Source organism: Kitasatospora albolonga, assembly GCF_039535905.1.
GTDB lineage: Bacteria > Actinomycetota > Actinomycetes > Streptomycetales > Streptomycetaceae > Kitasatospora > Kitasatospora albolonga.
This window is the reverse complement of the sequence record NZ_BAAAYB010000121.1, coordinates 1-19,493: the sequence shown is the minus strand read 5'-3', so window position 1 is coordinate 19,493 and position 19,493 is coordinate 1. Positions and strand designations below refer to the sequence as shown.

The window sequence follows — 19,493 nt, the reverse complement described above, 5'->3', positions numbered from 1 at the left end:
CCGGAAGGGTCGGCTCAGGGGATCGGCGGCCGGGTCGGGCCGGGGCCCAGCGTGGTGGTGCCGGGTGCGGCACGGTGGCCGAGGCCGGTGCGGTAGACGTCCAGTGCCTGTTCGGTGCGGCCGCTGCGCCGCAGCAGGTCGCCGAGCAGACGGCAGAGGTCCGCCAAGTCACCCGCCGCGCCGGTCCGTTCGAGCAGGGACAGCGCGTTGACGTAGTGCTCCTCGGCGGTCTCGGTCTCGCCCGCCTCCTCCGCCACCAGGCCGAGCAGCCGGTGCGCCCCGGCCGCGTGCACCGCGCCGCGCCCCGGACCCAGCCGGTCCAGCAGGGCGTGCAGCAGCTCGGCCGCCTCCCGCCTCCGCCCCCGGCGGCGCAGGACGTCGGCCAGCTCCACGTCCACCTGCTCGGTGAACAGCTCCGCCCCGTGCGCGGCCAGCATCGACCGGGCCGTGCGCAACTCGGCTTCGGCCCGGTCGAGTTCCCCGTCCTGTGCCAGCACGTAGCCGCGCATCCAGTGGCACTTGGCCAGGTCGGTGCCGAGCCGGAGGTGCCGGTAGAGCTCCTGTGCCCTGGCCAGTGAGGCGTCCGCCTCGGCGGCCCGGCCCTCGGCGATCAGCGTCCGGGCCACGCTGCGGTGCAGCCCCGCCACCAGGGCCGGGTCGGTGGCGGCGGGGGCCAGCGCGAGGGCCAGTTCGGCGGCCTGGGCGGCCCGGGCGTGCGCGCCCATGTCCATGTACGGGCCGATCACGGCGGAGTAGAGCAGCAGCAGCGCGTCCGGGTCCGGCAGCCCGGCCGCGTTCAGCCGGTCGATCGCGCTCTCCAGCAGGTAGCAGGCGTAGCGGAGTTCGCCCGCCAGCAGGTGGGCCACCGCCCGGCCCCGGACGGCGGCCGCCCGGCGCGGCGGCGGTTCGTCGGCCAACAGCTTCTCGGCCGTCTCGAACTGCTCCCGGGCCAGCTCCAGCTCCCCGCTCTCCAGCGCGCACTCGCCGAGCCCCAGGCGGGCGTCCGGGAGCAGCTCGGCCAGGCCGTGCAGCTCGGCCCGCTCCAGCACGGCGGCGAACCGGGCGGCGGCCGCGGCCCGGTCACCGGTGGCCAGCGCGGCCTGCGCCTCGGTGAGGTCCAGCCGCAGCTCGGTGGCCAGGTGGGCGGGGCGGCCGGTGGCCAGCTCGTCCTGGGTCACCCCGAGCCGCTCGGCCAGGTAGCGCAGCGCGGCCTCGGAGGGCCGGACCCGGCCGGCCTCCAGGGTGGAGACGTAGGCGGCGGTGTAGCCCTCGCCGGCGAGCGCGCGCTGGGTCAGGCCCCGTTCGCGGCGCAGCTGTTGGAGACGCTGCCCGATCGCCGTCGGTTCGTCCTGGTCCGTCACGTCCGTCTCCCCTCCGGTGCTGGGCCGCCCGGTCCTGCCCGTCTCACCGCCCCATTGTCGGGGGCGGGACGGGTGCCCTACATTAACTCACCGCTTAAGTGTGATTAACCCTCAACTTACTCCCATCGGAGGTCCGTTCGTGCCCTCGTCCAGGATCGTCCCGTCCGCGCTGGCCACCGCCCTGCTGGCCGGCCTCGCCCTCGCCTCGCCCGCCACGGCGGCCCCGGCGCCGGCCCCGACCGCCCGCCACCAGGTGGAGACCTTCGCCGAGGACGGCACCATAGGCCGCGCCGAGGTCCCCGTCACCAACGCCAAGGCCGCCCCGCAGCGCCTCGCCGCCCCCGTCCAGGGCGACGGCGACGTCTCGGCCGTCGTCCACAACGGCTCCACCGCCACCAAGCTCGACGTGGTGGTGATCGGCGACGGCTACACCGCCGCCGAGCAGGCCAAGTTCCACAGCGACGCGGCCACCAAGTGGCAGGAGATCACCGCGGTCGAGCCCTACGCGAGCTACCGGTCGCTCTTCAACGTCTGGGCGGTGGACGCCGTCTCGGCCGAGTCCGGCGTCACCGGCGACCCGGACCGCGCCACCACCCGCAGGACCGCCCTCGGCTCCTACTTCTGGTGCGGCGACGTCGAGCGGCTGCTGTGCGTCGACACCGACGCGGTCGAGCGCTACGCGGCCAAGGCCCCCGCCGCCGACCTGGTCATCGTGGTCGCCAACAGCGCCAAGTACGGCGGCGCCGGCTACAACGACGTCTCCTCGGAGCTCGGCTACTCCGGCATCGCCACCGTGGCCGGCGGCAACGCCAAGTCCGGCCAGGTGGCCGTGCACGAGACCGGGCACTCGCTCGGCAAGCTCGCCGACGAGTACTGGTACGACGGCCAGGGCGGCTACACCGGCAAGGAGCCGGCCGAGAGCAACCTCAGCAAGCAGACCCTCGCCCAGATGAAGCGCACCAAGACCAAGTGGTACCGCTGGCTCGGCCAGACCTCGCCCGACGGCGGCACCGTCGGCGCCTACCAGGGCGGCGGGTACTACCCCACGGGCCTGTACCGGCCCACCGACAACTCGATCATGCGATCGCTCGGCCGCGAGTTCAACCTCCCGGGCCGGGAGGCGATGATCGCCGGCTTCCACCGCTACGCCACCACCCTGGCCAGCGACACCCCCACCGCCGCTCCGCTGGGCGCCTCGGCCGTGGTCACCGTCGAACTCCCCACCCCCGGAACGCGGTTGCGCTGGTACCTGGACGGGCGCGAGCTCGTCGGGCTGCGCGACCGCACCACCGTCCGCACCGCCGACCTGCACCTCGGCAAGGGGCAGACCCGCGAGCTCACCGCCCGCGCCACCGACCCCACCCCGGCGGTGCTCGACCCCGACCTCAAGCTCCTGCTCACCGACACCCTCACCTGGCAGGTCACCCGCTGACCTCCGCCGCCCGGCCCGGTGCCGCGCGGCGCTCCCCGCCGCGCGGCACCGGCCGACGCCTGGTGCGAACGTACGGGCACCGTGCTCCCGGCACTCCGCGATCTGGTCAACTCGCCCCATTCCGGCGGGTGCTGACGTCTCGTTAGCGTCCGTCCCCATGACCACCATCGAAGAGGCGCGGACGGCGCGGCGGGCGGGCGGGGTGCCCCAGGTCCTGGGGGCCGCCGTGCTCTGGGGGACGGTCGGCCCGGCCCAGGTGCTGGCCGGCTCCGCCGCCGCCCCGGCCGCGATCGGCGCCGCGCGGATGCTGCTCGGCGGCCTGGTGCTGGCCCTGTGCACCGTCCGCCCGAAGGCCCTGCGCACGCTCGCCCTCCCGGGTGTGCGCCGCTGGCTGCTGCTCAGCGTCCTGGTGACCGCCGCCTTCCAGCTCTGCTTCCTGGAAGCCGTCGACCGCACCGGCGCCGCCCTCGCCACCGCCGCCGCCTTCGGCACCACCCCGGTGGCGGCCGGCCTCTGCGCCCGCGCGCTCCGGGCCGAGCGGCTCACCCCGGCCTGGTGGCGCGGCACCGCCCTCGCCGTGGCGGGCATCGCCCTGCTGCTCGTCCCGGGCGGCGGGCCCCGGGCCGACCTCGCCGGCATCCTGCTCGCGGTGGCGGCCGGTGCGAGCTTCGCCGTCTACATCGCGGCCACCGGCCCGCTGACCCGGCACGGCGGGGACCCGTCCGCCGCCGCGCCGGTCAGCGTGCTCGGTGCGGGCCTGCTGGTGCTCCCCGCCCTGCTGGCCGCCCCCGAGGGGTTGGCCACCCCCCGCGCCGCGGCCCTGATCGCCTGGCTCGCGCTCGGCACCACCGCCCTCGGCTACCTGCTCTTCACCCGGGGCGTCGGCCGGGTCGGCGCCGCCACCACCGCGACGCTCAGCCTGGCCGAACCGCTGGTCGCCGCCCTGCTCGGCCTGCTGCTCGGCGAACGCCCCGGCCCCTCCGCCGCCCTCGGGCTGGCCCTGCTGCTCGGCGGCCTGGCGCTGGTCGCGCTGCCGGGCCGCGGCGGCGGAGGCCCTCAACGGTCCTGATAGCCCGCCATGGTCGCCCGCACCCGGTCCGAGAAGAACAGCGGCCCGACCGCGTCCGCGTGCGCCATCCCCTCGGAGGTGAGGCGCAGCACCGCACCGTCCACCAGCCACGCCCACCCCCGCTCGGCCAGCAGCGCGAACTCCGCCGCGAAGTCCGCCTCCGGCTCGGTGCCGAACAGCTCCCGGTAGCCGCCGACCGACAGGCCCTCCACGTCCAGCAGGCGTTGGAGCACGTGCATCCGGCGCCGCTCCCCGCCGTCCATCCGGTACGCCCACTGCGCCCGGCGGAACTCCTCGGTGGGCGTGGCGATGTACTCGTCGATGATCCGCCGCACCTCCGGCACGGCCACCGCGTAGTCCGTGGTGTAGTGCAGGTCGGTGGTGAACGACCGTGCGCCGACGCCCAGTCCGACCATCCCGGCCTGCTGGTTGTACTCGGCGATGCCGGCCTCGCCGGCCCCCTCCACCGCCGCCGTGCCGATCCGCTGGAAGACCCGCATCGAGGTCTGCCGGTACCCGGCCGCCAGCAGGTGGTCCCGGCCGAAGCGGTAGAGCCGCAGCCGCTGCTCGTCCCAGCGCCGCCCGTCCCGGTCGTGCCGGGCCATCAGGCCGGTCAACGGCCGCACGTACAGCGGGTAGAGGTAGACCTCCTCCGGCTCCCAGGCCAGCGCCGCGTCCAGCGAGACCCGGAAGGACTCGTCGGTCTGCCCGTCGATCCCGTAGATCAGGTCGATGTTGAGGATCGGGAAGGCCGCCTCCTTCAACCGGCCCAGCGCCTCCTCCACCTCGGCCCGCTTCTGCGGCCGCACCGCCGCCCGCGCCTCCTCGTCCAGGAAGCTCTGCACCCCGATGCTCAGCCTGGTCGCGCCGCGCTCCCGCAGCACCGCCAGCCGGTCCGCCGTCGCGGTGGCCGGGGAGGTCTCCACCGACCACGGCACCGCGCGCAGGTCGGCGCCCATCACGTCCTCGCAGACGTCCGCCAGCCGGCTGAGCTCACCCGCCGTCAGGTACGTCGGCGTCCCGCCGCCGAACGCCGCCAGCGCGAACCGCACCGGCTCGCCCTTGGCCTCCAGCGCCTCCCTGGTCACCCGGGCCTGCCGCTCCAGGGTGGAGAGGAAGGCACCGGTCACCTCCTCCGGCGCCCCGGTGCGGGTGAAGAGGTTGCAGAAGCCGCAGCGCATCTCGCAGAACGGCACGTGCACGTAGAGCGAGAGCGCGTCCAGCCGCTCCTTCGCCCACAGCTCGCTGAGCAGCGGCCGCTCCTCCAGCAGCCGGTAGGACTTCTGGTGCGGGTAGGCGTAGACGTACTGCTGGTACGGCGAATCGGCGGCGGGCTCCGGCCCCGGGTCCGGCTCCGATCCGAGCGCGACGAGCGGCAGGGGGATGGTGGTATCCGTCATGCCCGTAACGGTATTGACGGTCCGTCAGATCTGATCATCGGGCGATCCTTCAGAATCCGCCCGCTCCGGGTGCGCCCTCCTCGGTGCTTTCACAACCTTGTCGGCCGCCGCCGCGCCGGGATAACCCTCGTACCCATGACCCGACTCCTGATCGCCGCCGGCGGTGGCGGCGACGCCATCGCCACCGCCCTGGTGCACGCCGCCCTGCACGGCCCCGACGCCCCGGCCCTGGTCCTCACCTACGCCTGGGAGCGTCTGGTGGTCGACCCGCTCCCCGGCCCGCGCCGGGCCGCCGACTTCACCGGCCTGGCCACCGGCGGCGGCGCCCTGCGGCTGGTCACCCCCGCCACCGCGCCGCGCCCGCCCGCCGGATCGCTGCTGCCCCGCCTGGCCGCCGAACTCCGGCCCGAACTCGGCCTGTTGGACCCGTACGAGGGCGCCGTCGGCCTGGCCCGCCAGCTCCGCGACGCCGCCGCGCACTGCGGGGCCGACCGGATCGACCTGGTCGACGTCGGCGGGGACGTGGTCGCCGACGGCACCGAACCCACCCTGCGCAGCCCCCTCGGCGACGCCCTCGCCCTCGCGGCCTGCGCCCGCAGCGGCCTGCCGACCACCGTCCACGTGGCCGGCCCCGGCCTCGACAACGAGGTGCCGCTCCCCGACCTGCTGCCCCGCCTCGGCCCGCCCGCGCTGCGGCTGACGGCCGTTCACACCAGCGCCGTCGACCGGGTCTTCGACTGGCACCCCTCCGAGGCCGGCGCCCTGCTGGTCGCCGCCGCCCGCGGCGTGCGCGGCGTCTGCGGCACCCGGGACGCACCGCAGCCGCTCACCCTCACCGCCGCGAGCGCCGACGTCCACCGGCTCACCCTGGGCCGGGCCCTGGAGCTCAACCCGCTGGCCCGCGCGCTGGACGGCTGCACCACGCTGGCCGAGGCCGAGGAGGCGAGCACCGAGGTCTGCGGCTTCTCCGAGGTCGCCCGCGAACGCGCCCGCGCCGCCCGCGGCGAGGGCGCGGTGCCGCCCGCCCTCCCCTTCGACCCGGCCGCCTTCGCCACCTGGGAGGACGGCACCGCCGCCCTCGGCGTGGAGTACGTCACCACCCGCCGGATCACCGAGGAGCTCGACCTCACCCCGGCCGCCACCCGCCACCTGCGCGCCTGGCTGTCCACCGCCCGCCCCGACCGCTCGGCCCCACCGCTGTGGCGGCTGCGCCCGCGGCGGTCCCGCTGAGGGGGCGGTGGCGAGGAGACGCCGCTCCAGGGGTCGGGTGCGGGCGCGGGTCGTCGGAGGAGGGTGTCCCTGCCCCGTCGCGGCGGCAACTGCTCGGCCGCCCGGCTGCTCGGCCGGGCGGCCGGGCGGCCGCGGGGCGTCAGGAGCGGCGCTTGGGCTTGGCCCGCTTGGCCGGTGCGGCCTTCTTGGCGCCGGCCCGGCCGGGCTGGCCGCCCTTGCCGCCCTTGGCGGTGGGCTTGCCGCCCTGCTGCGGCCTGGCCCCGCCCGGCTTCTTCTTCGGCTGCTGCTTGGCCTGCTGCTGCTCCTTGGACTGCGCCGCCATGCCGCGCGAGCTGTTCACCGTCCGGCCCCGGACGATGCCGATGAACTCCTCCACCAGATCGGTGGTGTGCTCCTCGGGCCAGGCCAGCGCGATCTGCGACTGCGGGGCCTCCGGCACCGGACGGAACGTCAGGTCCTTGCGGTGGTGCAGCCGCGCCAGCGACTGCGGCACCAGCAGCACGCCGATCCCGGCCGCCACCAGCTCGATCGCGTCCGCGGTGGTGGCCGGGCGCTCGAAGGCCGGGCGGCCCGGCAGCTCCTGCCAGCCGAGGGTGTCGTCCAGCGGGTGCAGCACGATCTCTTCGGTCAGCTCGCCGAGCTCCACCTCGTCGAGCGCCGTCAGCATGTGGTCCTTGGGGACCACCACCACGGTGGTCTCGGTGTAGAGCGGGATCGCACTCAGCACCGAGCGGTCCACCGGCTGGCGCACCAGCCCGGCGTCCGCGAGCCCGTCCCGCAGGGTCGCCGACCCCTCCGGCGCGTCCACCTGCACCAGCGTCAGCGGCACCAGCGGGAGCCGCTCGGCCCAGACCCGCACCCACTTGGTCGGGATCACGCCCGGAACGTACGCGAGCCGGAAGGAAGGGGAGGGAACCACCTGCGAGTCAGTCACCCCGCCAGGCTACCGACCCCCGCGCCCGTCACCGACCACCGCCGTGACCGGGGCGTGTGCCCGATTCCCTTACCCTTGTCCCCATGACATCGCTCAATTCCTCCCAGCAGATGAAGCCGGCCACCGCGGCCAAGAAGCTCGGTGTGTACCTTCCGGCCACCCCTGCCGAGTTCCAGGAGGGCGTCGTCACCCGCGACGAGCTGAACGCGCTCCAGACCAACCCGCCGGCCTGGCTCACCGAGCTGCGCCAGAACGGCCCGCACCCGCGCCCCGTGGTCGCCGCCAAGCTCACCGTCTCGATCGCCGGCCTCGCCCGGGGCGGCGTCACGGACGCCCTCACCACCGAGCAGATCGAGGCCATCAAGGCCGAGAACCCGCTCTGGCTCCAGCACGAGCGCGCCTCCCTGGTCGACGTCCGCAAGGAGACCAAGCGCATCAAGGAGAAGAACGAGCAGAAGGCCGCCGACAAGAAGGCCTGACGCCCTGACGCTCCACCAGCAGTACACCGGCCCGGGACACTTCGGCGTCCCGGGCCGCTCCGCGTCCCGCACTCCGCGCGCCCTAGGCTCCTGCCATGGACGCACACCTCAGCCAGGTCGTGGTGGACTGCCGCGACCCGCGCGGCCTCTCCCGCTTCTGGGCCGCCCTGTTCGGCACCGCCCCCGTGGACCGTGCCCGGGGCTGGTCGCACGTCGACCTCCCCGCCGGCGGGCGGCTGGCCTTCCAGCCCGTCCCCGAGCCGCGGACCGCCAAGAACCGGCTGCACCTCGACATCGCCGTCGGCGACCTCTCCGCCGCGGTCGAGCTGGCCGTCTCCCTGGGGGCCGCCACCACCGGCGAGACCGTCACCGACGACCAGGGGTCCTTCCGCACGATGGCCGACCCCGAGGGCAACGAGTTCTGCTTCGTCACCTCCTGATCCGGCTACCCGTTCCAGTGCCGGGCGGCGTGGGCGAGGGCCGGGCCGTCCAGCTCCGCGACCAGCCGTTCGAAGAGGCGGACGGCGGCGGGGCCGCTCCAGTCCTCGGTCAGCACCTCGGGCGGCAGGCCGGGGTCGCGGAACGGCAGCTTCCGCCAGTGGTCGACCACCGCGAGGTAGGTGGTGAAGGCCTGCTCCCCGTCGGCGGCGGAGCCGGTCGGCAGGCCGCCGTACTCCTCGATGAAGTCGCGGTAGCGCCGGTCGATCCCGGCGAGGTCCCAGCCGCCGGCGACCATGGCGGAGAGCTGCTGGCCGCCCACCTGGTCGCCGACGAAGACGGCGCACTGCGCGGTGAGGTCCAGCTCGGCGATGGCGCGCCGGGCGGCGGGGAGCATCCGGGCCGGCGCGATCCACACCGCCGCGCCGATGTTGCCGAAGCCGAGCGAGGCCAGGTGCGCGGTCAGCTTGTGGCGCACCGCGCGCGCGGACTCCGGCACCGAGAAGTTGACGAGGCACCAGCCGTCACCCAGGTCGGCGGGCTGCCGCGCGTGCCAGATCACCTCGTCACCGGCGGCGAGCGCCTCCAGCGCGAGGGGGGTCAGCGCGTAGCCGCGCAGGCCGGAGCGGGCTTCGGACTCCAGCCAGCCGCGCTTCTTGAGCCGGAAGACCGCCGTCCGGACGCCGGAGGCGTCGAGGCCCGCCTGGGTGAGGAGCTCCACGGTGCCCGCGATCGGCATCCAGTCGCCCAGCGGACGGACCACCGCGCCGAGGAAGCTCACGAGCAGGGTCCGGGAACGGCGGGCGGCCGCCGGGGGCGGGGGCGGGGCGCTCTTCGTCTCGCTCATCCGGTTCAGTATCACCGACGGCGCCGTTCATGATTTCATCGGCCCGCTCCGGCCCGCCCCGGCCCCGGTCCCGGGCGTCCACCGCTGGTGCACCCGGTCCACGGACCCCTCGCGCAGCAGCTCCAGCCGTGGCGGGATCCGGTCGGTCCGCGAGGTCGGCGGCCTGCGGCGGCCCGCGTCCCACTGGACCGGCCAGTCGGCGCCTTCGCCCCGGTACTCCTGCTCGGCCGCGGCCTGCAAGGTCCACTGCGGGTTGTAGAGGTGGGTGCGGCCCAGTGCGCACAGGTCCGCCCGGCCGGCCAGCAGGATGGAGTTGACGTCGTCGTAGGAGGAGATGGCCCCGACCGCGATCACCTTGACGCCGGCCGGCCCGGCCACCTCGTGGCGGATCCTGTCGGCGAACGGGGTCTGGTACGAGCGGCCGTAGGCGGGCCGCTCGTCCGCGGTGACCTGCCCGGAGGAGACGTCGATCGCGGCGGCGCCGTGCTCGATGAAGGCGCGGGCGATCTCCACGGCGTCGTCCCCGGTGTTCCCGTCCGGGACCCAGTCGGTCGCCGAGATGCGCACGGTCACCGGGACCTCGGGCGGCGCGGACCGGCGCACGGCGTCGAAGACCTCCAGCGGGAACCGCAGCCGGTTCGCCAGCGGGCCGCCGTACTCGTCGGTGCGCCGGTTGGCCACGGGGGAGAGGAAGGACGAGAGCAGGTAGCCGTGCGCGGCGTGCACCTCGATCAGGTCGAAGCCGGCCTCCACCCCGCGCCGGGCGGCCGCGGCGAAGTCGGCGACCACCTTGTCCAGGTCCGCGCGGGTGGCCTCCCGGGGGAGGTGGCAACCGGGGCCGTAGGGCAGGGCGGACGGGCCGATCACCTCCCAGTTGCCCTCGTCGAGCGGCTGGTCGATGCCCTCCCACATCAGCCTGGTCGAGCCCTTGCGGCCGGAGTGGCCGAGCTGCAGGCCGATCCGGCCGGTGGTCCGCTCGTGGACGAAGCCCGTGACGCGGCGCCAGGCGTCGCGCTGCTCCCCGTTCCACAGGCCCGGGCAGCCCGGGGTGATCCGGCCCTCGGGCGAGACGCAGACCATCTCGCTCATCACCAGCCCCGCCCCGCCGAGCGCCTTGGAGCCCAGGTGCACCAGGTGGAAGTCCCCGGGGACCCCGTCCACCGAGGAGTACATGTCCATCGGGGAGAGCACCACGCGGTTCTTCAAGCGGAGCTGACCGATCGTCACCGGCTGGAACATCGCCGGCGCGGCCCCGTCCGCCCGCTCGCGGCGGGCGAACTCGCTCTCCATCAGGGCGGCGAACCCGGCGTCCCGCTCCCTGAGGTTCTCGAAGGTGATCCGCCGGGACCGGGTCAGCAGGTTGAACGCGAACTGGGCCGGGGCCTGGTCCGCGTACATCCCGATGTTCTCGAACCACTCCAGCGAGGCCTGCGCGGCCCGCTGGGTCGACTCGACCACCGGCTTGCGCTCGGCCTGGTACGCCGTCAGGGCCTGCTCCACCGTCGGCTGTTCGTGCAGGCAGGCGGCCAGGGCGAGGGCGTCCTCCATGGCGAGCTTGGTGCCCGAGCCGATCGAGAAGTGCGCGGTGTGGGCGGCGTCGCCGAGCAGCACCACGTTGCCGTCGTACCAGCGCTCGTTGCGGACCGTGGTGAAGTTCAGCCACCGCGAGTTGTTGGTCAGGATCCGGCGGCCCCCCAGTTCTTCGGCGAACAGCTCGCGGATCCGCTCGACCGCGTACTCGTCCGAGGCCCCCGGCGGGAGCTCCCGCTCCTCGGTCCGGTCGAGGCCGGCCCGGCGCCAGACCTCCTCGTGCATCTCGACGATGACGGTGGAGCCGGCCTCGGAGTACGGGTAGCCGTGGATCTGCACGGTGCCCCACTCCGTCTGCTTGACGAAGAACTGGAACGCCTCGAAGACCAGGTCGGTGCCGAGCCAGATGTACTTGTTGCGCCGCCGGTCCAGCTCCGGCCGGAAGACGTCGGCGTACTTGGTGCGGATCGCGGAGTTCACCCCGTCGGCGGCGACCACCAGGTCGTACGAGGCCCGCAGCCCGTCCACGTCGGGCACCGGGGTGCGGTAGTGGACGGCGACGCCGAGCTCGGCCGCCCGCCGCTGCAGGATCCCGAGCAGGTCCCGGCGGCTCATCGCGGCGAAGCCCTGGCCGCCGACGGTGAACCGGTGGCCGTCGAACTCGATGTCCACGTCGGTCCAGCGGGCGAACCGGTCCTCCATCGCGGCGTGCACGACCTCGTCGGCGTTGTCGATGCCGCTCAGGGTCTCGTCCGAGAAGACCACGCCGAACCCGAAGGTGTCGTCCGGCGCGTTGCGCTCCCAGACGGTGATCTCGTGCGCCGGGTCCAGCCGCTTCATCAGGGAGGCGAAGTACAGGCCCCCCGGGCCGCCGCCGGCGATGGCGATCCTCATGACCGGTCCTCCGCTGCCTGCCCGCGCACGATCCGGCGGAGCTTGAAGTGCTGGAGCTTGCCGCTGGCGTTGCGCGGCAGCGCGTCGACGAAGCGCACGTCGCGCGGGTACTTGTAGGGGGCGATCAGCCCCTTGACGTGGTCCTGGATCTCGCGGGCCTTCGCCGCGTCGCCGACCACCCCGTCGCGGAGGACCACGAACGCGCAGACCACCGAGCCCCGGGCGGCGTCCGGTGCGGCGACCACCGCCGTCTCGGTCACGTCCGGGTGGGTGACGACGGCGGCCTCGACCTCGGGGCCGGCGATGTTGTAGCCGGAGGAGACGATCATGTCGTCGCTGCGCGCCTGGTACCAGAAGTAGCCGTCCTCGTCGCGGACGAAGGTGTCGCCGGTGACGTTCCACCCGTTCACCACGTAGTCGGCCTGCCGCTCGTCGTCGAGGTAGCGGCAGCCCACCGGGCCGATCACGCCCAGGCGCCCCGGCACCCCGGGGGCGGCCTCCGCGCCGTCCGGGCCCAGCACGGTCGCTCGGTACCCGGCGACCGGCCGGCCGGTCGCCCCCGGGCGGATGTCCGCGCCCTCGGCCGAGATGAAGATGTGCAGCAGCTCGGTGGCGCCGATCCCGTCGATCACCTCCAGACCGAGCTCCTCGCGCAGCCGCTCCCACAGCGCCAGCGGGATGTGCTCGCCCGCGCTGACCGCCCGCCGCAGGCCCGAGAGCCGCTGCACCGCACCGGACTTGACGATCTGTTGGTAAGCGGTCGGCGCGGTGGCCAGCACCGTCACGCCGTGCTCGGCGACCAGCCCGGCGAGCTGCACCGGGGTGGTGGTCTCGGTGAGGAAGGCGCAGGCGCCGGCCCGGAGCGTGAAGACCACCAGCATGCCCAGGCCGAAGGTGAAGGCGAACGGCGCGGTGCAGGCGACCAGGTCGTCCGGGCGCAGCCGCAGCGTGTGCCTGCCGAAGGTGTTGTCGATCGACAGGACGTCCCGGTGGAAGTGCACGGTGATCTTCGGGACACCGGTGGTGCCCGAGGTCGGCCCGAACAGCGCCACGTCCGCCGCCGCGGTGTCCACCGCGGCGAACCGCCCCGGCTTCCGCCTGGCCCGGGCACTCAGGTCCCCGTCCGCGCCGCCGCCGTGGGCCACCACCGTCAGCTCCGGCGCCCCGGTCTCCCGGAGGGCGAGCACCTCGTCGAGGAAGCGGTGGTCGACCAGCGCCACCACCGGCCGGGTCTTGGCCACGATCGGCGCCAGCTCGCGGGCCCGCAGGGCGGCCATCGTGGAGACGGCGATGCCGCCCGCCTTCAGCACGCCCAGCCAGGCGGCGACCGCCCAGGGGTTGTTGGGGGAGCGCAGCAGCACCCGGTTCCCCGGCACCAGGCCGAGGTCCTCGGTGAGCACCTGGGCGATCTGGTCGGACCGCAGCCGGAGCTCGCCGTACGTCCAGACCTCGCCGTCCGGGGTGCGCAGCGCGGGCCGGTCCGCGCCGTGCTCCGCCGTCGGACGGTCGATCAACTCGACGGCGGCGTTGAGGCGTTCGGGGTACTGGAGCAGTTCGGTGGTGAACTCCAGGACCGGCCAGCGGTCGGCCGGGGGGAGGTGGTCGCGGGCGAAGGTGTCCCGGTGGGCCGAGGCCGGATCGGTCATGGCCGGCCCGTCCCCTCGGCTCTGCCGGTCCCGTCCGGGTCGGTCGCCGCGGTCGGCCTCGGTGCGCGGATCATCCCCTCCTGGAGCACGGTGGCCAGGTGGGTGCCGTCCGGGGCGAAGAAGCGGCCCGAGCCGAGCCCGCGCCCGGCCCCGGCCGCCTCGGCCTGCTGCGCGTAGAGCAGCCAGCCGTCCGCCGCTCCCGGCGGCAGGGCGCGGTGGAACCACATCGCGTGGTCGAGGCTGGCGGTGACCAGCCCCTCCTGCGCCCAGTGCAGGCCCAGCACCCGGAGCACCGGCTCCAGGATCGTGTAGTCGCAGACGTAGGCGATCGCCGCCGCGTCCCGCTGGGCGTCGGTCAGCCCCTCGACCGGCCGCAGCGCGTCGAACGGCCTGACCCAGACCGCCTGGTGGGGCACCCGCGCGCCCTCCACGCCCAGGTAGACCGGGCCCGGGACGTGCCGCATGTCGAAGCTGCGCCCGGTGGACCAGTACTCCTTGGAGGCGGCCGTCATCGTCCCGCCGCTGCGGTCCGCGAGGTGCTCGGCGGAGCTGGGCAGCTCGTGCGGGCCGGGCAGGTCCGGGAGTTCGGCGTGGTGGCTCGCACCGGGCTCGCCGGCGGCGAAGTTGGCCAGGCAGACGTAGAGCGGCTTGCCGTTCTGGTAGCCGCGCACCTGCCGGGTCGCGTAGCCGCGGCCGTCGCGCAGCCGCTCCACCTCGTAGCGCACCTCCTTGCCGATCTCGGCGGGGCGCATGAAGTAGGAGTGCACCGAGTGCAGCGCCTTGCCGTCCTCGACGGACCGCATGGCGGCCGCGGCGGCCTGGGCGACCAGGTCGCCGCCGTAGGCCTTGGGCCACGGGCAGGGCTGGGTGACGGCGGTGAACGCGAGGTCGAAGTGCTCGGGCTCCGCCGGGGTCAGGGTGACGGCGGCGGTGAAGGTCTCCGAGGTGGTGTCGGTCATCAGGGCCGCTCCAGCCAGTCGCGCAGGTCCGCGTCGGGGACCTCGGGGAGGTTGACCACGATGTTCTCCGGGGTGCGGGTGGTCATCCAGGTCAGCGGGTTGTCGCGGTCGAGGTTGCACTCGACGTGGGGCATGAACGGCGGGACGAAGACCCAGTCGCCCTCGGCCAGGTCGACGTAGTCCTCGAACTTCCGCCCGAAGTAGATCCGGCCCCGGCCCAGCAGCACGTAGCCGCCGGTCTCGGCCTCGCCGTGGTGGTGCGGCACCGAGCGGTAGCCGGGATCGTTGCTGACCTTGCCGAACCAGAGCCTGGTGGCAGGGGTGTGCTGGATGCTGATGCCCGAGATCCGGGTGGCACCGGCGGACTGGCCGGTGTCCCCGGGCTCGGTGCCGGCCCGGGTCACCACCGGGACCACCAGGCCGCTCTCCGTGGCGTACATCGAGTTGTCGCCCTCGAGGACGTAGTCCCCGGGTGTGGGGTCCATCGAAGCTCCTTGCTCCTGGGTCTCAGGGGTCTCGGGACGTGACGGAGGATCAGTCGGTGAAGCGCACGGTGTTGCGCAGCGTGCCGATGCCGGGGACCTCGGTCTCCAGCACGTCGCCGTCGGCGAGGAAGCGGCGCGGTTCGCGGGCCGCCCCGATGCCGCCCGGCGTGCCGGTCAGCACCAGGTCACCGGGGCGCAGCACGGTGAAGGCGGAGATGTACGCGAGCAGGTCGGCCGGGTCGAAGACCAGCGTCCGGGTGGAGTCGCGCTGGACCTGCTCGCCGTTGACCCGGCAGATCACCTCCACGCCCGCCGCCGGGTCGAGCTCGTCGGGCGTCACCACCACCGGGCCCACGGGGGTGGAGGCGTCCCAGGCCTTGCCCTGGAACCACTGCAGCGTCCGGTACTGCCAGTCGCGCACCGAGACGTCGTTCGCCACGGTGTAGCCGGCGATCCCGGCCAGCGCCGCGGCCCGGTCGGCCCGGCGCAGGGTCGCGCCCACCACCACGGCGAGCTCCGCCTCCCAGTCGACCTCCAGGCCCTTCGGCAGCACCAGCTCGTCCGCCGGGCCGGTGAGGGTGTCGGCGTGCTTGGCGAACAGCGTGGGGTGGGACGGGAGTTCGCGCCCGGTCTCCCGGATGTGGTCGGCGTAGTTGAGGCCGCAGCAGATCACCTTCCGGGGCGCGGGGAGCGGCAGCACCGGGACGGCGCCGTCGATCACCGCCCCTGCCCGCAGCGCCCCTGCCCGCAGCGCACCGGCCCGGTCCGGCCCGCCCGCCGCGAGGAACGCCGACAGGTCGGTGGCGGGCAGCGCCCGCCAGGCGCCGCCGTCGAGCACCGCGGCGCTGGTGCCTGCCGGGTGGGCCACTGTCGCGAGGTGCATGAGCCGTGCTCCTCCTTCGTACCGCCGAGCGATCCGGTATTTCATTATTTCTGCGACCGTCACGAGACTGTCAATAGATGCTACGGTGACGGCGCCCAAGTTCCCGTCACGCAGGAGCTCGCCATGGCAACCGATCTGACGCCCCGTCCGGTGAACCCCCCGTCCCTGCCCCGGCCCAGCGGCTACTCGCACGGGACGCTCAGCGGCAACACGCTCCACCTGGGCGGCCAGACCGCCCTCGACCGGGACATGAAGATCGTCCCGGGCGGCATCGTCGAGCAGTTCCGGCAGGCCTTCGGCAACGTCCTGGCCACCCTGGCCGCGGCGGGCGGCATCCCGCAGGACCTGGTGAGCGTGACCCTCTACCTCACCGACATCCCCGACTACCAGGCGCACGGCCGGGAGATCGGTGCGGTCTGGCGCGAACTGGCCGGGCCGGTCTACCCCGCGATGGCCGGCATCGGCACCACGGCGCTGTGGCAGCCGGAGGCCCTGATCGAGATCCTCGGCGTCGCGGTCATCCCGGACGAGCGCCTGATCCGTCCCGCCGCCTCCTGAGACGGCTCCGGCCTGACGCACCATCGGATCGAGTCGTGGGAGGCAGCCGTGCCGTCATCCGCCCCGCCGTTCGTGGACCTGCTGCTCCGCGCGGGCCGCGTCCACACCCTCGTGCCCGGGCAGCAGCCGCAGCGGGCGCTCGCCGTGCGCGGCGACCGGGTGTTCGCGGTGGCCGCGACCCCGGACGGGCTCGACCACCTGGCCGGCCCGGACACCACGGTGCTCGACCTGCCCGGCTCCACCGTCCTCTCGGCCTTCGACGACACCCACACCCACCTGATCGCCGCCGCCGACAGCGCCCGCGACGTGGCGGTGGACGGCGCCCGCTCCGTCCCGGAGTTCCTCGACCTGATCCGCGCCCGGGCCGGGCGGACGCCGCCGGGCGAGTGGATCCGCACCGCCGGGCACTGGCAGGAGCTCAACCTCGCCGAGCGCCGCTTCCCGACCGCCGCCGAGCTCGACCGGGCGACCGACCGGCACCCGGTGCTCGTCCTGCGCGGAGTCCACAACCAGGTGCTCAACGGCGAGGCGCTGCGCCGGTGCGGCATCGACGCCGCCACCCCCGATCCGGTGGGCGGCGCCATCGCGCGCGACGCGGCCGGCCGGCCCACCGGCCACCTGCGCGGCGGCATGGCGCTGATCCGGCCGCACCTCCCGGTGCCCGAGCCGGCGGCCAAGCTCGACGGCCTGCGCCTGGCCACCCACGCCTACGCCGCCACCGGCATCGGCACCGTCCGCGACACCAACTCCACCCCGGCCGACCTGGCCGCGCTCCGGCAGCTCCGTGACCTCGGCCAACTCGGCTGCCGGGTACGGGTGCTGCTCGGCACCCTCGGCTTCACCTCGGTGCGGCAGGTGGAAGAGCTGCTCGACGGCATGGAGGAGTGGCGGTACGCCGCCGACCCCTGGCTGCGGGTGTGGGGCGTGAAGTTCTGGATGGACGGCGGGATCGAGGCCGCCGCACTGGACGCCCCGTACTGTCCGGCGCACTGCCCGACCCCCGGGTACACCGGCCAGCTGGCCTGGGACCAGCGGGAGCTGGAGTCGGCCGTGGAGCAGGTGGTGCGCCGCGGCTGGCGGGTCGGCATCCACGCCTACGGCGACCGCGGCGTCCGAACGCTGCTCGACCTCTACGAGCGGGTGCAGCGCCGCCTGCCGGGGCTCCCGTACGGTGCGCTGGTGATGGAGCACGGCGGGCTGGCGGACCGTCAACAGCGGGAGCGCGCCGTGCGGTTGGGCATCCCGGTGACCATCCAGCAGCCGCTGCTGCACGACGTCGCCGCCATCCAGTCCGAGTACTGGGGCAAGGAACGGGTGGCCGCCCTCTTCCCCGCCCGCGGCTGGCTGGACGCGGGCGCCGACGTCTCGGCCGGATCGGACTACCCCGTCGGCTCCTACGGCGCGGCCCACTCCCTGCATGGCCTGACCACCCGGACGACGGTGGACGGGGTGCTCGGCCCCGAGCAGGCCGTCACCCGCACCGAGGCCATCGCCCTGCACCATCCCGACCTACAACGAGGCCGAGAACGTCGAGCGGATCACCTCCCGAGTCCGCGCCGCCGTCCCCGAGGTCCACGTCCTGGTCGCGGACGACAACAGCCCTGACGGCACCGGCGACATCGCCGACAAGCTCGCCGCCGAGGACGACCACATCAAGGTGATGCACCGCAAGGGCAAGGAGGGCTCGGGGCCGCCTACCTCGCGGGCTTCCGCTGGGGCATCGACAACGGCTACGACGTCCTCGTCGAGATGGACGCCGACGGTTCGCACCAGCCGGAGGAGCTGCACCGCCTGCTCACCGCGCTGCGCAACTCCGACCTGGTGCTCGGCTCCCGCTGGGTGCCCGGCGGCAAGGTCGTCAACTGGCCGAAGTCCCGCCTGATGCTCTCGCGCGGCGGTTCGACCTACTCCCGCCTGATGCTCGGCGTGCCGATCAAGGACGTCACCGGCGGCTACCGCGCCTTCCGCAAGGAGACCCTGGAGGGTCTCGGCATGGACCAGGTCGCCTCGGCCGGGTACTGCTTCCAGGTCGACCTGGCCTGGCGCACCGTCAAGGCCGGCTACAAGGTCAGCGAGGTGCCGATCACCTTCGTCGAGCGCGAGCTCGGCGCCTCCAAGATGAGCCGCAACATCGTGGTCGAGGCGCTCTGGCGGGTCACCGCCTGGGGCATCGGCTCCCGGGTGCAGAAGCTCACCGGCAAGGGCAAGAAGTAGCAGCGGTGTCCGCCGGAGGCCCGTCCTGACAGTGCGTCGGGGCGGGCCTCCGGCATGTGTTCGATCACTCACCTGGGCGTGCCTACTCGGCGAAAGCCCCGGCTACCTCCCAAGCTGGCCGTACGGGGTCCGGAGACGACCCACCACGCCGACCAGGGAGCCGATGTGACGCCGGACCAGTCCGAATACCCGGAAGTGCCGGAGCCGGCCGGGGCGTCCGGACTCTCGGCGAGCAGGGCCCGCCGCGGCCGCGCTGACGGTCGAGGTCTTCACCGGCCCCGAGACCGCGTTCTTCGCCACCTCCAGCCTGATCATGGGCGAGCGGACCGCCATCCTGGTCGACGCGCAGCTCACCCGCGGCGCCGGACGCGAGCTGGCCGAGTGGGTGGCCGGCAAGGGCAGGCAGCTGCTGGCCGTGGTGATCACCCACCACCACCCCGACCACTACTTCGGCGCGGAGGAGGTGCTCCGGCTCTTCCCCCGGGCCCAGCTGCTGGCCGCACCGCCGGTGGTGGCGGGGATCGCCGCCACCGTCGCCGCCAAGGTGGCCCCAGTGGAAGCCGGTCTACGGGGACGACATCCCCGACGCCCCGCTGCTGCCCGCCCCGCTGTTGCCCCAGCCGTTGATGATCGACCGTCAGCTGATCCGGGTGCTCGGCCTCGGCCAGGCCGACTGCGAGGGCTCCACCGTGGTGCACGTCCCGGCATCCGCACGGTGGTCGCCGGGGACTTCGTCTACAACGGCACCCACGTCTGGACCGCCGACACCGACCCCGTCCAGCGCGAGGAGTGGCGGGCCAACCTGGCCAGGATCGCCGAGCTCGGCGCGGACCGGGTGATCGCCGGCCACCGGGCGCCCGGCGCGGACGACGACGCCTCCCGGGTGCTCGCCTTCACCAACGCCTACCTGCGGGACTTCGACGCCGCCTTCGCCGAGCACCGGGAGGACGCCGAGGCGCTGGCTGCGGCCGTCAACGAGCGCTACGGCGGGCTCACCCAGCCGGCCCTGCTGGAGCTCAGCGCGGCGGCCAACGTGGCGGCGTACGCGCAGGCGGTCGCGTCGGTGGTCGAGCAGGGCGGCCACGGGAGCGGTCACGAGAACGGTCACGAGAACGGGATCGTGGACGCGGAGAT

The 19,493-nt window shown here is 74.3% G+C and carries 17 protein-coding genes and 1 pseudogene; 9 read left to right on the top strand and 9 right to left on the bottom strand.

The genetic code is table 11. From position 1 onward, the window contains the following. Window positions 1–14: 14 nt before the first annotated feature. Window positions 15–1,361, bottom strand: coding sequence for a helix-turn-helix domain-containing protein (locus ABD946_RS29935; protein WP_345288684.1), 1,347 nt, complete (start codon window positions 1,359–1,361; stop codon window positions 15–17). Window positions 1,362–1,500: 139 nt separating this feature from the next. Between ABD946_RS29935 and ABD946_RS29930 the strand changes: the two genes are divergently transcribed. Together ABD946_RS29930 and ABD946_RS29925 are read left to right on the top strand one after the other, a co-directional pair. Beyond that, on the top strand, window positions 1,501–2,793 hold the full coding sequence (locus ABD946_RS29930; protein ID WP_345288683.1) for a M64 family metallopeptidase: 1,293 nt from the start codon (window positions 1,501–1,503) through the stop codon (window positions 2,791–2,793). Between the two features lie 157 nt (window positions 2,794–2,950). Next, a complete protein-coding gene (locus tag ABD946_RS29925; protein WP_345288682.1) occupies window positions 2,951–3,862 on the top strand; it encodes a DMT family transporter in 912 nt (303 codons plus the stop codon). On the opposite strand, the gene ABD946_RS29920 is transcribed toward ABD946_RS29925, so the two are convergent. After that, complete coding sequence (locus ABD946_RS29920; protein ID WP_345288681.1) at window positions 3,850–5,262, bottom strand: STM4012 family radical SAM protein; 1,413 nt, start codon at window positions 5,260–5,262, stop codon at window positions 3,850–3,852. The two genes, ABD946_RS29925 and ABD946_RS29920, sit on opposite strands and share 13 nt — an antisense overlap. Window positions 5,263–5,397: 135 nt before the next feature. Here ABD946_RS29920 and ABD946_RS29915 point away from each other — a divergent pair, with 135 nt between their 5' ends. Next, the gene (locus ABD946_RS29915; protein WP_345288680.1) at window positions 5,398–6,492 is read left to right on the top strand and encodes a DUF1152 domain-containing protein; all 1,095 of its coding nucleotides are present in this window, start codon (window positions 5,398–5,400) and stop codon (window positions 6,490–6,492) included. 139 nt (window positions 6,493–6,631) lie between these two features. On the opposite strand, the gene ABD946_RS29910 is transcribed toward ABD946_RS29915, so the two are convergent. After that, the gene (locus ABD946_RS29910) at window positions 6,632–7,426 is read right to left on the bottom strand and encodes a LysR family substrate-binding domain-containing protein (RefSeq protein ID WP_345288679.1); all 795 of its coding nucleotides are present in this window, start codon (window positions 7,424–7,426) and stop codon (window positions 6,632–6,634) included. An 83-nt stretch (window positions 7,427–7,509) separates the two neighbouring features. On the opposite strand from ABD946_RS29910, the gene ABD946_RS29905 reads away from it, so the two are divergent. Together ABD946_RS29905 and ABD946_RS29900 are read left to right on the top strand one after the other, a co-directional pair. Further along, the gene (locus ABD946_RS29905) at window positions 7,510–7,905 is read left to right on the top strand and encodes a DUF5997 family protein (protein WP_345288678.1); all 396 of its coding nucleotides are present in this window, start codon (window positions 7,510–7,512) and stop codon (window positions 7,903–7,905) included. Window positions 7,906–8,000: 95 nt separating this feature from the next. Next, the gene (locus ABD946_RS29900; protein WP_345288677.1) at window positions 8,001–8,345 is read left to right on the top strand and encodes a VOC family protein; all 345 of its coding nucleotides are present in this window, start codon (window positions 8,001–8,003) and stop codon (window positions 8,343–8,345) included. A 5-nt stretch (window positions 8,346–8,350) separates the two neighbouring features. Here ABD946_RS29900 and ABD946_RS29895 read toward each other — a convergent pair whose 3' ends face one another. The 6 genes from ABD946_RS29895 to ABD946_RS29870 are packed head-to-tail and all read right to left on the bottom strand — an operon-like array spanning window position 8,351 to window position 15,587. Further along, window positions 8,351–9,190 carry a PaaX family transcriptional regulator gene (locus tag ABD946_RS29895; RefSeq protein WP_345288675.1) on the bottom strand — a complete coding sequence of 280 codons (840 nt, stop codon included), beginning with the start codon at window positions 9,188–9,190 and terminating at the stop codon, window positions 8,351–8,353. A 27-nt stretch (window positions 9,191–9,217) separates the two neighbouring features. After that, a complete protein-coding gene (locus ABD946_RS29890; RefSeq protein WP_345288674.1) occupies window positions 9,218–11,614 on the bottom strand; it encodes a bifunctional salicylyl-CoA 5-hydroxylase/oxidoreductase in 2,397 nt (798 codons plus the stop codon). Beyond that, window positions 11,611–13,260 carry an AMP-binding protein gene (locus ABD946_RS29885; RefSeq protein ID WP_345288673.1) on the bottom strand — a complete coding sequence of 550 codons (1,650 nt, stop codon included), beginning with the start codon at window positions 13,258–13,260 and terminating at the stop codon, window positions 11,611–11,613. The genes ABD946_RS29890 and ABD946_RS29885 overlap by 4 nt, the downstream gene beginning before the upstream one ends. Then, window positions 13,257–14,219: an acyl-CoA thioesterase gene (locus ABD946_RS29880; RefSeq protein ID WP_345288672.1), complete on the bottom strand. Its 963-nt coding sequence runs from the start codon at window positions 14,217–14,219 to the stop codon at window positions 13,257–13,259. The genes ABD946_RS29885 and ABD946_RS29880 overlap by 4 nt, the downstream gene beginning before the upstream one ends. Further along, window positions 14,219–14,704 carry a cupin domain-containing protein gene (locus ABD946_RS29875; RefSeq protein ID WP_345288671.1) on the bottom strand — a complete coding sequence of 162 codons (486 nt, stop codon included), beginning with the start codon at window positions 14,702–14,704 and terminating at the stop codon, window positions 14,219–14,221. The genes ABD946_RS29880 and ABD946_RS29875 overlap by 1 nt, the downstream gene beginning before the upstream one ends. Window positions 14,705–14,753: 49 nt before the next feature. After that, complete coding sequence (locus ABD946_RS29870) at window positions 14,754–15,587, bottom strand: fumarylacetoacetate hydrolase family protein (RefSeq protein WP_345288669.1); 834 nt, start codon at window positions 15,585–15,587, stop codon at window positions 14,754–14,756. 123 nt (window positions 15,588–15,710) lie between these two features. Here ABD946_RS29870 and ABD946_RS29865 point away from each other — a divergent pair, with 123 nt between their 5' ends. From ABD946_RS29865 to ABD946_RS29850, 4 genes and pseudogenes are all read left to right on the top strand, one after another. Beyond that, complete coding sequence (locus tag ABD946_RS29865; RefSeq protein ID WP_345288668.1) at window positions 15,711–16,145, top strand: RidA family protein; 435 nt, start codon at window positions 15,711–15,713, stop codon at window positions 16,143–16,145. Between the two features lie 48 nt (window positions 16,146–16,193). Beyond that, window positions 16,194–17,750, top strand: a complete 1,557-nt coding sequence (locus ABD946_RS29860) for an amidohydrolase (protein ID WP_345288667.1) — start codon at window positions 16,194–16,196, stop codon at window positions 17,748–17,750. Then, window positions 17,647–18,359 (top strand): annotated as a pseudogene (locus ABD946_RS29855) (polyprenol monophosphomannose synthase). The gene ABD946_RS29860 and the pseudogene ABD946_RS29855 overlap by 104 nt, the downstream one beginning before the upstream one ends. Before the next feature lie 313 nt (window positions 18,360–18,672). Next, window positions 18,673–19,493: MBL fold metallo-hydrolase (locus ABD946_RS29850; protein WP_345288666.1), on the top strand; the 821-nt coding region annotated here is incomplete at its 3' end.